Below are 16,113 nucleotides of genomic sequence, written 5' to 3' on the forward strand. Positions count from 1 at the left end.
ATGGCCGACACTGCATCTGAGACCCAGACCTGCCCGTTCTGCTACACCGAAATGGACGGCCGGGCAGACGTTTGCCCAAACTGTCTGGCCACCAAAGACACGACGCCCGAATGGGCCAAGCGCCTGAAGGTCTACTGGTCGGCGGCTGTCGTCATATTCATCGGGCTCGCGCTTGCGTTCATAGACGGCAAGGGCATGAACTGGTGGGGGATGCCTTTTGTGGGCGTGGGCGCCTTCTTCCTGCTCAAGGCCCGCAAGGTGGACGTCTCGGATGTGATTTGGCACCGCAAAGAATAGGATAGACGTCTCTCATGGAAACTCAGTGGATCGACAGCCCAAAGCGCAAGTCTGCTCTGGCAGCAGATGACGCATCTTACGAAAAACAGTTCGACGGCCCATGGCGTGGGAATAAGGATGGCAAGCCTCCTTTCGGCCCGAGAGAATGTCCTGATGTGATGAGAAAGTAATACTGATGCCTCGTTTCTTGGTTTGGAGTGACCTGCATGATGAATTCTGGGAAGGTTTTGACTTGCCCGACCTGTCTGCACCTGTAGATGGGGTGCTGATCGCGGGCGACACCCATACGATGGGTCGCCATCTGGAAATCCCAGCACGGGCGGCGCGCAAGTATGGCTGCCCGGTCGTGGCGATCTGGGGCAACCACGAACCCTACGGCTCGATCTGGTCGGAGCTGTTGGGGGAGGAAGAATGCCAGCTTGCGGCGTTCCGCGCTGAGGGTCTCGACATCCGTGTGTTGCATGGCGCGGCCACCGAGATCGCGGGCGTGCGCATCATCGGCGCGCCACTCTGGACCGATCTGCAACTTTATCCTGAGTTCGACTATCTTGCCGAAATCATGGTCTCCAGCCAGATGATGGATTATCGCGCGATCCGAACCGCGCCGAAGGCCAAGTTTACGCTCGATCACATGCGAAGGCAGCACGCAAAAGACAAGAAGGCCATTCTTGCAGAGCTGAGCAAGCCCCATGATGGCAAAACGGTCGTCATGACCCATCATATGCCCGTCCGTGAGTTGATCGCCCCGTGGCGAACTGTCGGAAGCAACATAAACCGCGCGCTGAACAACGCCTTTGCCAGCGATCTCTGGGATGAAATCCGAGGCTTCGACATCCACACGTGGATCTGGGGCCATAGCCATGAGGGGGAGGCCTGGACCGGCGAGGGGGAACATGGCCCGATCCGCTTTGTCACGAACCAGCGGGGGTATCCGGGGGAGGGGACTGAGTTTGATCCAGCTTTCGTACTGGAGATTTGATGTGTCGAATACGAATGGCAGCAATGCGGAGAAGGCGGTTTGTTGAATGGCAAGCATCTCGTTGCCTCGAAAATGAGCCACAAGATTGACCTTGTGAGTGTCAGCGCCGATAAGTGCAGTTACATGGAAGCAAGGCATTGAAGGCTAGGTCATGACATTAGACATCCGTGGTAGCCTCAAGAATACTCGCAAAAGCAAGAATGCCTTCGTCGTTGTCGACGAGTTGATGGCAAACTCGATTGATGCTTTTTTGATTAGGCGCGCTGCCACGGACGGCGATTTGAGTCTTGAAATCAAGTTTTCAACCAAAGCGCAAAAAACAGATCTGCTTGGTCAAGAATGCGACTTGGAAATTGAATGCGTTGACAATGGGTGTGGTTTTGGACCGGATCAGTTAAAGGCGTTCCTTACCAAAGACACATCATACAAAGACGATCTTAGTATTCCGGGCATCGGCAATTGCAAAGGGGCGGGTCGAGTTCAGTTCTTTCATCATTTCTCAAAGTTGTCAGTGTCGTCGCTGTATTCAGAGAATGGTGAGAAGTACGGCGTATACTTGCCTGTTGAAGAAGCCCGAAAGGAAATTGAAGAATCCGATTTTCTAATCGAACCGCGTGACAGTGGTAAGATTGGGACGGGGGTAACGCTTTCAGGAGTTTTGCCCAAAATCCGCGAAACTATTTTCACCGTTCAATTCGTTCAAGAGTGGTTCCAAGCTGAGGCGCTCAAGCAGTATGTTTTATTCAGTGCATTACAGAGGTTTGTAAGCCTCAAAGAGGTTCTTGGGAACTTTCGTATCGCGTTTGAGAGCGATTTTGATGGCGTAAGGTCAAACGCGATATTGAGTGCATCCGACATTCCCGAGCGCACCTCAGTGCACAATCTGGATATTGTTCATTTAGAAGGCGATCAGACTATTCACGCACCACTAACCGTGACGCACTACAAGCTTGATGAGAGCAAGTATCCTTTGCCGAAGAACGTTGTTGGATTGTGTGCGAAATCTGCAATCTCTGAGGATATAACCAAACGCTACTTGCGATCTAAGTCGATTGAAAACAATGCAATTCAAGGTTTCTACCACATAATCCTTGTCGAAGGCCCGTTGCTTGATGAAGGTGTGAATGAACAGCGCGATGGGTTCGATAAAATTCCGCGAGAAAATGGGAACGCTGACCTGTTTGACGGAAGTCCGATCAGTTTTGAAGACATTTATGCTAAGCTTGATGACAAGGTGCAGGAGCTACTTACGCCCCCTGATTGGTCTCGTGACAAGATCGTGTCTGAAGTCGGTCATGATTTTGGTGTGTCGGAAGAAATGCTTTCCCATTCGAATACACGAGTGTCATTTGGTGATACGCCTTCAAGTGTTGCTAAACGGGCGCTTAAGAACTTGCAGGAAAAAGTGGTGGATGAAACGGCTAGCCTTTTGTCGATGAAGGAAGCAATTGCGCGACTAGAGCCCGACAGCGATGACTTCCGGCGCAAAGTCGATGACTTATCTTGGCAGTTTACAGCATCATTAAAAACTGTGGACATGGCTAATCTGTCCCAATTGGTGGTGCGGCGATCCAATATGATCGAAGTTCTAGCTATGGCAGTGAAAGAACTTCTGAGAGTCCAAACTGACGTGCAGCCCGGAGAGCGAAAGAAGAACGAAGCCCTCATTCACAATATCTTTTTTCCTATGCGGAAAGATAGCACTGAGGTTTCAGACCACGATGTGTGGCTTCTAAGTGAAGAGTATCACTATTACGACTACATCGCCTCGGACAAGCGACTGAGCCAGATCAAACTAGGCGATGAATTGTTGTTTGAGGAAGAAATAGACGAACGCGTTGATGAGCTTCTTGACCGCATGAGTGAGGAAAACAAGGCTGTGCGGCCTGATATTGCGCTTTTCCATGAAGAAGGGGCGGTCGTAATAGTTGAGTTCAAAGCGCCGGGAGTTAGTTTGGACAATCATTTTGGTGATTTGGTGGAGTACGCCACGTTGCTGGCTGCCAAGTCTAAAGGCAAACTAAGGAAGTTCTACGGTTATCTCATTGGCGACAAAATCAACACCGCCCGTCTGGGTAGCTTTAAGCCCTTGCCGGGTGCGAAAGGGTGGTTTGATACAATAGATATTCGGGAACCTGAAACGCAAGTTGGGATTGGACAACTCTACTCGGAGCTGTTGTACTATGATGATGTGGTCGAACGTTCTCGAAAGCGAATTGGAGTTTATAGGGAGCGCTTGAAACTCCCTAACTGATTAGGAACTTTATCTGAAAATTACAGGCGATGAATGATGCCGTATTTGCATTTCAGGTGGTTTCATCGAGAACCAATTGCGCCTCGCGCGAAGGCCCAGCTTAGGCTGCATTCACTATCTGCGGTGCCGCACATGGGTATACAGATTTGGATGAAAATGTCCGAGTATTGGCAGGGGTGGAAAATGTAAAATGGCGCTTCCGCCGCGAGAGCGAGGTGATCGCAGAAACGCGTTTTTGGCGGCGGAAATTCTAATCGGCCTGGGTTTTGAGAAGCGTATACAGAAGATGAGTTTAGAAAATTCAAAAAGTTCAGATCAGCCCAACGCGCGCAAGCTGATATACACTCAGCAAGCGACGATCTGGCTGGATCAGTTCGAACCGCTCGATCAAGAAACAGCGAAGCTTCTTCTAAATTCGCTTACATTAGTCTCTCACAACGAATTTCGAAGAAACCTTGAAACCTTAATTGTTGAGTCCTCAAATGAGCTGGATGGGCCGGTTGCTCTCTATGCGGTGAGAGAAATGAAAAAAGAGATTGAGGAGGGTGCCTGGGACGGACCAGTCATACCCTTCTTCGATCAGGTGTCCTTAAGCGACGATGGAAAGAGTATAAACGCGGTTGATGCTACTTCGGATCAAGGCAGCGAGGCGATAGTTGCTCAAATCATCCGGCAACTTTCGAGAGCGCACCCCGACAAACTGCTGAATCACCCTTCAAGAGAAGAACTAAGGGTGCGCAAATGTGATTCACTGATGTTTGTTGATGACTACGTTGGGTCTGGACGCCGAGTGTCTGAGTTCATCGAAGCTTTCTGGCGCGATAAAACCATCATTTCGTGGCTTTCATCGAAACATATAAAAATTCAAGTGGTGGCATATTCTGGGACCGAACATGGGATCAGAAGCTTAAGACGTCTCAGGGCAAGACCCGAACTGAAAATCCACCGAGATTCACCGACCTTTTCAACCCTACCTATCAATCTTGAGCGGCGGCAAGCACTGTCCGACCTATGCGAAAAATATGGCCGTAGAGCTTTGAAGACCCGTAAGCATTTCTGGTGGGGCTTCAAGCAAGGGATGTCCTCCCTAGTTTTTGAACATGGCTGCCCAAACAACACGCCTGCGATTTTGTGGGATCCAGACGACAAAAACGGAAAGTGGGTAGGTGTTTTCCCCAACAGGACTGTGGGGACGACAACCGCGTCAGTTTTCCCCCCTGAGATCATGCGTGGCGATGCAATACAAACGCTTCGTGACGTTGGCCAGACACGGCTGGCGAAATCTGGGGCCTTGATGAGAAGGGGAGAACTTGGGGTTCTAATTCTCGTGATCTTAGGGATCATCGCAAAGGGGCAACGAAAAAGAGCGGTGATTTGCTATGCGACAGGGCTGAGTTCTAAGGAATGTGAGGCGGTGATATCGAAGTGCATCAAGTGGCAATTCCTAACACCGGAGCGCCGGATCACACCGAGGGGGCTATCTGAGCTGACGGCGGCGAAACGAATGTCATTTTCACCCCAAGGCTTCCTTGCCGTCGGCTCTGATTATTACTATCCTCGTCAGTTGAGAGCGGTCACCTATGACTAGTGCTAGCGAGCGATTCAAATTCGCACCCTCGGGGGCGAAGGAGGATCGCTACACCACTGTAAGGTGGATGTTGGGGTACGGATTCCGGGGCCTCACGGAAAAGCCCACGCATGGCTGGAGACGGCGCACTCTGCCTCATCCAGCGTATGCCTCGGGTCACCAGAGCGCGCCGTCGCCTGCGGCGACGCATCGGAGTAGTTTTATGTGGTCCTCTCAATCCTACAAGAACCAAGGGTTAGCCAAGGGCGTTTCTGAAACATTGCTAGACAACGCAATCGTTCAAAGTGAACTCCTTATCTATTCAGAGCTCAGCCTTCCCTCAATTCTGAGTCTGAACCATTTGGCCAAGCGTACCTGCGTCGAATATGAATGGCTTCGAGGTTTCGTGATGCGGCGAGCAATGAACGGGGTTGAAGACTTCGAATCCTACAAAAAGTTTTCGATCCGAAAGCGCTCTGGTGGTCGACGTTTCATTCACGTCCCGACACCCAAACTGATGCACACTCAACGCTGGATCAATGAGCACATTCTGAAAGGCGTGCCTGTTCATCCAGCAAGCCAGGCTTTCGGCAAGGGTAGCTCCATAAAGAAATGCGCATCACGGCACTGTGGAGCAAAATGGCTGATCAAAATAGACATCGCGGACTTCTTTAGTTCAGTATCCGAAATTCAAGTTTTTCGTATTTTTCGATCATTTGGATATCAGCCGCTAGTCGCATTCGAGCTTGCGCGTTTGTGCACTGTCGGCACCTATTGGGAGAGTCCAAGAGGCAGTTTGCCTCAGTGGAAAACAAGGCACCCCAACAAGTCTATCCCATTGTATGATCAGAAGATATTGGGCTACCTGCCTCAAGGGGCACCAACTAGTCCACTTCTCGCAAACCTTGCAATGAAAGACTGCGATAGGGCGCTGCAAGCCTTAGCCCACAAGAACGGCCTTGCGTACACGCGCTATAGCGACGATCTGAGCTTCTCAACAAAAGACAAGGGTTTTAGCCGGTCCCAATCTCGAGAATTTGTTTGTGATGCGTATGCTATTCTTTCACGATCCGGCTTCAGGCCAAATTTGAGAAAAACTACTGTTGTGCCACCGGGCAGTAGAAAAATCGTACTGGGTCTCAATGTAGAGACCGAACACCCAAGATTGACGAAGAGCATACGAGACCGAATCCGGCAACATCTACACTTCTTGAAAAAGGTAGGGCCTGTAGAGCACGCCTTTAATCGAGAGTTCGACTCCGTTTGGGGGCTGAAGGCACATCTTCGCGGCTTAATTGACTTTGCAAATATGATCGAACCTGACTTTGCAGAAGCGTCTCTAAAGGAGTTCGATTCTGTTGAATGGCCCGTTTAGGAATTGATCGAGAAAGTCGGAGAGGTCCTATCTCTTCCCAAGGGAATGAATGATCAGCGCTCTAAGTGCGCCTGCGTCAAAAGGCTTGAACGGCAGCTTGTATGTGTGGTGGCGTAGAATCCAGTTAGGCCATTCGATGCTCACTTCGTGCTACGAGGGTTCGTAGAGCCTCGGTCGTACTCGCCCGAAGGTGATCGAAAGATACCGAAGTAATGAAATTCGTCGCGATCATCACCGAGATAGTCTTTGCATCCCAAGTGTCATGACTCACACTTGGGATGAGCTTCCATGAGGCCAATGGACAAGAATCCTGTCAGAAATGGACAGAAACCCGTCACAAATGGACAAGTCGGGTGTCACCAGACATTAATGTAAGAAAGTGGTGAGCCGTGCAGGATTCGAACCTGCGACCCACTGATTAAAAGTCAGTTGCTCTACCAACTGAGCTAACGGCCCACTCTCTCAGTCTCATCGACTGTGCGGCGGGGTTTAATGTCGTGGGTCAGGACCGTCAAGCGCAAAACTGAGATTTTCTTGGAAAAGGTTTCGACAAGGTTTATATGCCCGCCCATGCAACAGGATTTTGACACCTCCCGCCGCCTTCCGTTTCTGAAAATGCATGGGCTGGGCAATGACTTCGTGATCGTCGATTCACGAGGGCGGGACGCGATTGTCACCGCTGAACTAGCGCGCGCCGTGGGGGATCGCCATCGCGGCGTGGGGTTCGATCAGCTGGCCGAGATCCGTAGCTCGGATGCCGCCGATATTGATCTCGACTTTTGGAACTCTGACGGATCGCGGGCGGGCGCTTGTGGCAACGCCACGCGCTGTGTCGGGCGGTTGATGTTGGATGAGACGGGAAAGGACGAGATTACGATTCGCACTGAGCGCGGGATTTTGATCGCCCGGCGTGCAGGCGATGAGGTCTCGGTCAATATGGGCCACCCGCAGCGGATGTGGGACGAAGTGCCTTTGTCGCATCCGGTCGACACCGATTTCCTGCCACTCGAAGGTGAGCCTGTCGCGGTGGGCATGGGCAATCCCCATGCGGTGTTCTTTGTGCCGGACATCAAAGAGGTCGATGTCGCCGGTTGGGGCAAGCGCGTCGAATACGACCCGCTTTTCCCGCAGCGCACCAATGTCGAGTTTGCAGAGGTGCGATCCCGTGATGAGATCAGAATGCGCGTCTGGGAGCGTGGCACGGGGATCACGCTGGCTTGTGGCTCGGGGGCCTGTGCGACGGTTGTGGCCGCCTCTGTGCGCGGCCTCACCGACAAAAAGGTGCGGATGGAGGTCGACGGCGGCTGGCTCACGCTCGATTGGCGCGAGGATGGCGTCTGGATGACCGGACCGACGCAACTGGTGTTCCAGGCGGAATTCGACGCGTCTTTTCTGGAGCGCGTCTGATGTCCGCCAAACCGCCAATCTTTGCGACACTCGGCTGTCGCCTCAACGCCTATGAAACCGAGGCGATGAAGGAGCTGGCCGAGACCAATGGCGTCGAGAACGCGGTTGTTGTGAACACCTGCGCCGTGACCGCCGAAGCCGTGCGCAAGGCCCGCCAAGAGATTCGCAAACTGCGGCGCGAAAACCCGGAGGCGAAGATCATCGTCACCGGATGCGCGGCGCAGACGGAGCCGGAGACCTTTGCCACGATGAGCGAGGTCGATCTGGTGATCGGCAACACGGAAAAGATGCAGCCCGAGACCTGGCAGAGCATGGGTCCGAATTTCATAGGCGACACCGAACGCGTGCAGGTCAATGACATCATGTCCGTGACGGAGACCGCCGGGCATCTCATCGACGGTTTCGGACGGCATCGGGCCTATGTGCAGGTCCAAAATGGCTGTGATCACCGCTGTACGTTCTGCATCATTCCTTATGGCCGGGGCAATTCGCGCTCCGTGCCCGCGGGTGTTGTGGTCGATCAGATCAAGCGGCTGGTGGATAAGGGCTTCAACGAGGTGGTGCTCACCGGGGTCGATCTGACCTCTTGGGGGGCGGATTTGCCCGCGACGCCGCATCTGGGCGATCTGGTGATGCGGATTTTGAAACTGGTGCCGGATTTGCCGCGCCTGCGTATTTCGTCGATCGATTCGATTGAGGCCGATGAGATGCTGATGCAGGCGATCGCCACCGAGCCACGTTTGATGCCGCATTTGCACCTGTCCTTACAGCATGGCGATGATTTGATCCTCAAACGTATGGCGCGGCGGCACCTGCGCGACGACGCGATCCGGTTCTGTGAAGAGGCGCGCAAGCTGCGGCCTGAGATGACCTTTGGCGCGGACATCATCGCGGGGTTTCCGACGGAGACCGAGGCACAGTTCGAGAATTCGATGAAGCTGGTGACGGATTGCGACCTGACTTGGCTGCATGTCTTCCCCTATTCGAAACGCGAAGGCACGCCCGCCGCGAAAATTCCGCGTCAGGTGAATGGCAAGGTGATCCGTGACCGCGCTGCGCGGCTGCGGGCGGTGGGGGATGAACAGGTGCAAAAGCATCTTCAGGCCCAAATTGGCCGTGAGCATGTGATCCTGATGGAAAACCCGCATATGGGTCGGACGGAACAGTTCACAGAGGTGAGCTTCGAGACGGCTCAAGACGAAGGCGCGATCCTCAAGGCGGTGATCACCGGCGTCAAAGGCACGCAGCTCACCGCATGAGACCTATCCTCTATACCTTTCGCCGCTGTCCCTATGCGATGCGGGCGCGGCTTGCGATTGCCTCGGCAGGCGTCGAGGTGGAACTGCGCGAAGTGGTGCTTCGCGACAAGCCGCAAGAGATGCTTGCGGCCTCGCCGAAAGGCACCGTGCCGGTGCTGATCACTGGGACGGGCGTGATTGAGGAAAGCCGCGACATCATGGATTGGGCGCTGACGCAGAACGACCCGGAGGGGTTGCGCGACATGCCCACCGAAGGGGCGGGCTGGATTGCCCGGATCGAAGGTCCGTTCAAGACCGCGCTGGACCGCTACAAATACGACACACGCTATCGCGACGCCGATCCCGCTGCAGAACGCACGAAAGCCGCCGCGATCCTCTGGCAAGTTGATGCGGCCTTGCGTCGCAGCCTCTGGCTGCACGGCGACCGCCCGACATTGGCCGACCTCGCCACGATCACCTTCGTGCGGCAGTTCGCCATGGTGGATAAGGCGTGGTTCGACACTCAGGACTGGTCCGGTGTTCGGGGCTGGCTTTACCGCTTTCTGGCCTCGGAACGCTTTGCAGCGATCATGCAAAAGCACGCGAAATGGCACATTGCAGATGCGCCGGTGCTTTTCCCATTGCCGGAACTTGCCGAACTGACAAAATGCCAAGGCATCCTGCAAACGGGTTTCGAGAAGCCCTCTGACGGATATAGATAAATCCCTGATATATCTTATATAGGACACAGTTTCCAGTCCCGACAACACATCACGCTGTTCACAATTCATTGAATGCTAGACTGAGCGGCCTCCTGCCGCTACAAGCGGCGGCGAAGGGCCAGGGTAAAACCATGGCCTCTCATCGTATGGGCCGGGGAGGACCGGCTGGAGAAAATGGAGATTTGCTCGTGTCCCACGTAGAAGAACACGAAGGCACCCGCCGCGATTTCCTGTACTACGCCACAGGTGGCGCAGGTGCAGTAGCCGCCGGTGCTGCCGTCTGGCCCCTGGTCAACCAGATGAACCCGTCCGCAGACGTTCAGGCGCTCTCCTCGATCCGCGTGGACATCAGCGGCGTCGAGGTCGGCACCCAGCTCACCGTCAAATGGCGCGGTAAACCGGTGTTCATCCGTCGCCGGACCCAGGACGAAATCGACGCGGGTCGTGCCGTGACCATGGACGAACTCGTGGACCCGATCGCGCGCAACAACAACATCGACTCAGGTGCCGATGCCGAAGACAAGAACCGCACGCTGGACGAAGCGGGCGAATGGCTTGTCATGATGGGGGTTTGCACCCACCTCGGCTGTGTGCCGCTGGGCGATGGCTCCGGTGACTTCGGCGGCTGGTTCTGCCCTTGCCACGGCTCGCATTACGACACCGCCGGTCGCATTCGCAAAGGCCCGGCTCCCGAAAACCTTCCGGTTCCGATCGCCGCCTTCGAGGGCGAAACCGAGATCATTCTGGGCTAAGGGAGAAATTCATGTCTGGTATTCCGCACGACCACTATGAACCGAAGACCGGCTTCACCAAAGCGGTGAACTCCCGTCTTCCGATCATCAGCCTGATCTACGACACGCTGATGATCCCGACACCCAAAAACCTGAACTGGATGTGGATCTGGGGCATCGTCCTCGCGTTCTGCCTCGCACTTCAGATCGTCACCGGTATTGTTCTGGTGATGCACTATACGCCGCATGTCGATCTGGCCTTCCGCTCCGTCGAGCACATCATGCGTGACGTGAACGGCGGCCATATGCTGCGCTACCTGCACGCCAACGGCGCGTCGCTGTTCTTCTTCGCCGTGTATCTGCACATTTTCCGCGGTCTCTACTACGGCTCCTACAAGGCGCCGCGCGAGATCACCTGGATCATCGGCATGATCATCTACCTCCTGATGATGGCAACCGGCTTTATGGGTTACGTTCTGCCCTGGGGTCAGATGTCCTTCTGGGGTGCGACCGTGATCACCGGCCTCTTCGGCGCGATCCCGTTCATCGGCGAGCCGATCCAGACCTGGCTTCTGGGCGGACCGGCCGTGGACAACGCCACGCTGAACCGCTTCTTCTCTCTGCACTACCTCCTGCCCTTCGTGATCGCAGGTCTGGTGATTGTGCACATCTGGGCCTTCCACAACACCGGCAACAACAACCCCACGGGTGTTGAAGTGCGCCGCACCTCGAAAGCCGAAGCGGAAAAAGACACGCTGCCGTTCTGGCCGTATTTCGTGATCAAAGACCTCTTCGCCCTGGGCGTGGTCCTGATCGCCTTCTTCGCGGTTGTCGGTTTCATGCCGAACTACCTCGGCCACCCGGACAACTACATCGAAGCCAACCCGCTTTCGACGCCGGCTCACATCGTTCCTGAATGGTACTTCCTGCCGTTCTACGCGATCCTGCGCGCTTTCACCGCCGATGTCTGGCTCGTCCAGATCATCAGCTTCCTGACGGGCGGCATCGTCGATGCGAAATTCTTCGGCGTGCTCGCCATGTTCGGCGCGATCATCGCCATGGCTCTGGTGCCCTGGACCGACACCTCGTCTGTGCGTTCCGGCAAATACCGCCCGATGTTCAAGGTCGCCTACGGGCTGCTCGTGTTCTTCTTCCTCGGCCTGACCTGGGCCGGTGCACAGGGCACAGACCTGATCATGGTCGGCATCCTCGACGGTCATCCGGTGTTCATGCAGGCCCTCTCCGGCGCCGATTTCGACAACACCATCGGCATGTCCGCCCCGGGCTTCGCCCTGATCGGCTCCGCCTACTGGTTCGGCTATTTCTTCGTGATCCTCCCGCTTCTGGGCATCATCGAGAAACCCCTGCCGATGCCGGCGACGATCGAAGAAGACTTCATCGCTCACTACCCGTCCGCCGCCAAAGAGCCGGCCGAGTGAGAAAGGACTTGAGGAACATGATCAAGAAACTCACCCTCTCCGCCCTCACCGCTCTGGGTCTCTCCGCCTCGGCCGCCATGGCCGCAGGCAGCGGTGGGCATATCCACGATGTGGACTTCTCCTTCGAGGGTCCCTTCGGCAAATACGACCAGATGCAGCTTCAGCGCGGTCTGCAGATCTTCACCGAAGTCTGCACCGCCTGCCACGGCATGAAATTCGTGCCGATCCGCACCCTTGCGGATGAAGGCGGCCCGGAGCTTCCCGAGGATCAGGTCCGCGCCTATGCGGCCCAGTATCCGGTGAACGACGAAGCCGCGAACATGCATCTCTTCGACTACGAAGAAGGCGCGGCGCGTCCGCTGACCGAGAACGACCACTTCCCGGCCAACGCCTCGCAGAACGCACCTGACCTGTCGCTGATGGCGAAGGCCCGGGCTGGCTTCCACGGTCCGGCGGGCACCGGTATCAACCAGTTCCTGAAAGGGATCGGCGGGCCGGAATACATCGTCGCCATTCTCACCGGCTACACCGGCGAGGAGAAAGTCGAAGCGGGCACCACCTATTACGAGAACACCGCCTTCTCGACCGGTTGGATCGCCATGGCCCCGCCGCTCTATGGGGAAGACGTCGAATTTGCCGACGGTCACTCCAACGAGCTGCACCATGAGGCCGAAGACGTCGCAGCCTTCCTGATGTGGGCCGCCGAGCCCAAGATGATGGCGCGCAAGAAAGCCGGTTTTGTCGCCGTGACCTTCCTTGTGATCCTGACCTCGCTTCTGTTCCTGACGAACAAGAAGCTCTGGGCACCGCATAAGGGCAAAAAGACCACGCTCTGATCAGAGTTGGCTCGAAACAGAAAGCGCCCCGATTTGGGGCGCTTTTTTCATGTTCCGATGTAGGCTTTGAGTCCTTCTGGCGGATCGGCTTTCATCTCCGCCCAGTCTCTGGGCGGCAGGCAACGCCCGTCTTCGATCCAGATCACCAGATCGGCAAACCGGTCCACATCGGCAATGTCATGAGTGACCATCAACATGGTGGCTCCGAGTTTCGCACTGACCTCTTTCGCCAGCCCGATCATCTCGCCCCGCATCGCCGGGCCCAGCGCCGAAAACGGCTCATCCAGCAGGATCAGCGGCTTTTCCTGCACCAGCACCCGCGCAAGCGCCACCCGGCTTTGCTGCCCGCCAGAGAGCTCTGCGGGGCGTCGCGCTTCCATCCCGGAGAGCCCCACCGAACTCAACGCCTCGGACACACGCGCCTGCTCCGTTTTTGTTAGGCGCAAGCTGGGCCGAATCCCAAGCCCGACATTCTCCGCCGCCGTCATATGCCCGAACAGGTTGTTGTCCTGGAACAGATGCGAGATCGGGCGCTCATGCGGCAAAGCCTTGGTCAGGTCCTGCCCATTCCACAGAAGCCGCCCCATATCGGGGGCCTCGAACCCGCCAATCAAAGACAGAAGCGTGGACTTTCCAGCCCCCGAGGGGCCGATGACGGCAACACGAGACCCGAGCGGAATCACGCAATCGACGGACAGGGTGAACTCCCCTTGAGTGAGACGGATGGATTGAAGCTCAAGCACGGCGCTTCCCCCAGAGATCGAAGATGTAAAACAGGGTCAAACTCAGCCCCAAAAGCAGCAAAGCCGCCCCCATGGCCTGATCCATACGGTAAGCCCCCATGAGGCGGTAAATCTGCAAGGGAAGCGTGGCCGCCTCAGGACGGGCAAAGAGTGTGATCACCCCCAGATCGCCCATCGACAAAGCCGCAGCGAGACCGGCGGAAAATCCCATAGGAACGCGCAGACGTGGCAGAAACACGAGCCGAACCCGGCTCAAACCGGTCAGTCCGAGACTGTCAGAGAGACGCCCGTAATCGCGTTCTGCCCCCATCAAAGCCGGGCCAAGCGCGCGCAGGATGAAGGGCATCGACATCACCGCGTTGACCAAGGCCGTGATGGGCAGCGCCCAATCGGCCGGGTCGGTAATGGCGAAAAGTACGATGTAGAGACCGGTACCCATGACCAGAGGCGAAGCCGCGATGGAGGACATGCCAATGATCTCCAGCCCCCGCCAGCGCAGCGCGGAGAGGGCCAGTGCGAGAGACATCAGGATCGCCAGCGCGGCAGAGCCAAGCGCGGTGATCAGGGAGCGCAGAGCGGCCTGCCAGACCGAAGCGGGCAAATCGGTGATCCCCGCAGCCCCGCGCAAGGCGATGGCCAGAAGCGGGGCCAGGAGAAACAAGCTCACGACAACGATCCAAAAGAGATCAAGGATGCGGGCTGGAACTGTCCGCGCGTCAAAACGCTGAACGACACGATTGAGGCCTCCCCAGCCCATTTGCGGCACGCGGAATTTGAGCGACAGGACAACGGCCAAGGCACAGATCAGCACCTGAATCAGCGCGAGCAGCGAGGCTTTGCCCAAATTAAAATCGTACCGAAAGGCCTCATAAATCGCGAGTTCGACCGTGGTGGCCTTCGGTCCGCCGCCAAAGGTCAAAGCCACCGCAAAAGAGGTGGTGCAAATCAGGAAGATCACGGTAAAGGCGCCGGGGACAATGTCGCGCAACATCGGCAGTTCAATGTGGCGAAACACGTCCTTTGGCCCGAAATGCAGAGAGGATGCCAAGCGGAACCGCTCCGCCGGGATCGCGCCCCAGCCCTGCAACAAAAGCCGCGTCGCCAGAGGCAAATTGAAAAACACATGCGCCAGCACGACGCCATGGAATCCGTAGATCGAAATCGGCTCTAATCCGGCCCAACTCAGCACGACAGACACGAATCCCGACTTGCCGAACACGGCAGTCAGACCGAGGATCGCCACAATCGTCGGCAGGATGAACGGCGCCCCCAGAAGCGTGATCAGAAGCTCGCGTCCGGGAAAGCTGCGGCGAGCCAAGGCTCGCGCAGCAGGGATCGCAAAGAGAACAGAGAAAAGCGCCGAGAGAAACGCCTGCACGACGGTAAACCGCACCGCAAGCCAATCGAAATAGGAGAGGGCAGAGAATGTCTCCGCCCTAAGCGCCACGGCGCCCAAAGTACCCAAGGTCAAAGCGGCGACCAGAGCCGCCGCTATAAGCCCCGGCCAGAACGTTATTGAGAAAACGCGGTGCGCCATTCGACGATAGCCTCATCCCGAAGCGCGTCAGCTTCGTCCTCGTTCAGGAAAATCGCTTTTTCCGGATAGTTGAGCTGCGAAAACGCCTCCGGCCATTGATCCTTGGGCAAAGCTGACGGATAGGACCAGTTGGCGGTCGGGATGATGTTCTGGAAGGTCGGCGACAGGATGAAAGCCATGAATTCATCCGCCAGCTCCGGCTGATCTGTTCCGGCCAGCTTAGCGGCTGTTTCGACGATGAAATAGTGGCCCTCATCGAACAAAGCCGCCGATTTCGTCTCATCCTCTTCCGCCATGATGTGATAGGCGGGGGAAGTCGTGTAGGACAGAACCATGTCCACCTCACCATCGGTAAAGAGGCCATAAGCCTCCGACCAGCCCTTGGTCACAGTGGTCACTTTCGGCGCGAGTTTGGCCCAGGCTTCCGGCGCGTCATCGCCGAAAACCTCCTTACCCCAGAGCACCAGAGCGAGACCCGAGATCGAGGTCCGCGGATCCTGAATGGCGATGCTCCAGTCCTCATCCGAATTCACCAGTTCGTGGAACGACGTCGGCGGATTGGTGATTTTGGTGTTGTCGTAAATGAAAGCCGTGTAGGACCAGTTGAACGGCAGGAAGATGTCATCTTGCCAGTCGATCGGCAGGGTCAGAGGAGACAGGTCCAGCCCATGCGGCGCAAACAGCCCGGTCTCGCGCGCTTTCTTGGTCACGTCGGAATTGAACCCGATGGCGACATCCGCCTTGGTGCGCTCGCCCTCAAGCATCAGACGGGGCAAGACATCCCCTGTGACATACTCGATCTCGCACGCGCACTGCGCCTCGAAGGCCTCCTTGATCGCCGGACCCGGCCCCCATTCGGAGGCGAAATAATCGGGCGCATAGATGGTGAGAGGCTCTGCCGAGGCAGCGGACGCGGCCATCACGGCCGCAAGGGTAAGACCATATTTCATGGCTCGCTCCATAGAATATGGGCGAAGAAAAAGGGCAG

General features: G+C 56.1%; 13 protein-coding genes, 1 tRNA gene and 2 pseudogenes. 12 read left to right on the forward strand and 4 right to left on the reverse strand.

The window, feature by feature from the left end; genetic code table 11:
• From CEW89_RS12355 to CEW89_RS12375, 5 genes are all read left to right on the forward strand, one after another.
• Positions 1-297 carry a hypothetical protein gene (locus CEW89_RS12355; protein WP_096806096.1) on the forward strand — a complete coding sequence of 99 codons (297 nt, stop codon included), beginning with the start codon at positions 1-3 and terminating at the stop codon, positions 295-297.
• Positions 298-472: 175 nt separating this feature from the next.
• Positions 473-1,276, forward strand: a complete 804-nt coding sequence (locus CEW89_RS12360; RefSeq protein WP_096806097.1) for a metallophosphoesterase — start codon at positions 473-475, stop codon at positions 1,274-1,276.
• A 151-nt stretch (positions 1,277-1,427) separates the two neighbouring features.
• Positions 1,428-3,530: a hypothetical protein gene (locus CEW89_RS21055; RefSeq protein ID WP_198403418.1), complete on the forward strand. Its 2,103-nt coding sequence runs from the start codon at positions 1,428-1,430 to the stop codon at positions 3,528-3,530.
• 190 nt (positions 3,531-3,720) lie between these two features.
• Positions 3,721-5,118, forward strand: coding sequence for a phosphoribosyltransferase-like protein (locus tag CEW89_RS12370; protein ID WP_096806098.1), 1,398 nt, complete (start codon positions 3,721-3,723; stop codon positions 5,116-5,118).
• A gap of 202 nt (positions 5,119-5,320) precedes the next feature.
• Positions 5,321-6,472 (forward strand): reverse transcriptase family protein, encoded by a 1,152-nt coding sequence (locus tag CEW89_RS12375; RefSeq protein ID WP_157779842.1) that lies wholly within the window; start codon positions 5,321-5,323, stop codon positions 6,470-6,472.
• Positions 6,473-6,852: 380 nt separating this feature from the next.
• Here CEW89_RS12375 and CEW89_RS12380 read toward each other — a convergent pair.
• Positions 6,853-6,928, reverse strand: a tRNA-Lys gene (locus CEW89_RS12380).
• Between the two features lie 114 nt (positions 6,929-7,042).
• Here CEW89_RS12380 and dapF point away from each other — a divergent pair.
• The 7 genes and pseudogenes from dapF (at position 7,043) to CEW89_RS12410 (ending at position 12,845) form a co-directional block, all read left to right on the forward strand.
• On the forward strand, positions 7,043-7,879 hold the full coding sequence (dapF, locus tag CEW89_RS12385) for a diaminopimelate epimerase (protein WP_096806100.1): 837 nt from the start codon (positions 7,043-7,045) through the stop codon (positions 7,877-7,879).
• Complete coding sequence (gene mtaB, locus CEW89_RS12390) at positions 7,879-9,138, forward strand: tRNA (N(6)-L-threonylcarbamoyladenosine(37)-C(2))-methylthiotransferase MtaB (protein WP_096806101.1); 1,260 nt, start codon at positions 7,879-7,881, stop codon at positions 9,136-9,138. Before dapF ends, mtaB begins: the two co-directional genes overlap by 1 nt.
• Positions 9,135-9,839: a glutathione S-transferase gene (locus tag CEW89_RS12395; RefSeq protein WP_096806102.1), complete on the forward strand. Its 705-nt coding sequence runs from the start codon at positions 9,135-9,137 to the stop codon at positions 9,837-9,839. The genes mtaB and CEW89_RS12395 overlap by 4 nt, the downstream gene beginning before the upstream one ends.
• A 188-nt stretch (positions 9,840-10,027) precedes the next feature.
• Positions 10,028-10,591 (forward strand): ubiquinol-cytochrome c reductase iron-sulfur subunit, encoded by a 564-nt coding sequence (gene petA, locus CEW89_RS12400; protein WP_096807226.1) that lies wholly within the window; start codon positions 10,028-10,030, stop codon positions 10,589-10,591.
• Between the two features lie 11 nt (positions 10,592-10,602).
• A pseudogene (locus CEW89_RS12405) lies at positions 10,603-11,758 on the forward strand (cytochrome b); the annotation flags it as partial.
• 104 nt (positions 11,759-11,862) lie between these two features.
• Positions 11,863-12,009, forward strand: a pseudogene (locus tag CEW89_RS21480) (cytochrome b); the annotation flags it as partial.
• Positions 12,010-12,026: 17 nt separating this feature from the next.
• Entirely contained in the window at positions 12,027-12,845 is an 819-nt protein-coding gene (locus CEW89_RS12410) for a cytochrome c1 (RefSeq protein ID WP_066703217.1), read from the forward strand.
• A gap of 47 nt (positions 12,846-12,892) precedes the next feature.
• Here the strand turns inward: CEW89_RS12410 and CEW89_RS12415 are convergent, their stop codons facing one another.
• The 3 genes from CEW89_RS12415 to thiB are packed head-to-tail and all read right to left on the reverse strand — an operon-like array spanning position 12,893 to position 16,075.
• Entirely contained in the window at positions 12,893-13,588 is a 696-nt protein-coding gene (locus tag CEW89_RS12415; RefSeq protein WP_096806104.1) for a thiamine ABC transporter ATP-binding protein, read from the reverse strand.
• A complete protein-coding gene (locus CEW89_RS12420; protein WP_096806105.1) occupies positions 13,581-15,125 on the reverse strand; it encodes a thiamine/thiamine pyrophosphate ABC transporter permease ThiP in 1,545 nt (514 codons plus the stop codon). Before CEW89_RS12420 ends, CEW89_RS12415 begins: the two co-directional genes overlap by 8 nt.
• A complete protein-coding gene (gene thiB, locus CEW89_RS12425; RefSeq protein WP_096806106.1) occupies positions 15,101-16,075 on the reverse strand; it encodes a thiamine ABC transporter substrate binding subunit in 975 nt (324 codons plus the stop codon). Before thiB ends, CEW89_RS12420 begins: the two co-directional genes overlap by 25 nt.
• Positions 16,076-16,113 lie beyond the last annotated feature (38 nt).

Origin of the sequence: Celeribacter ethanolicus (assembly GCF_002407265.1) — a bacterium.
Lineage (GTDB): Bacteria > Pseudomonadota > Alphaproteobacteria > Rhodobacterales > Rhodobacteraceae > Celeribacter > Celeribacter ethanolicus.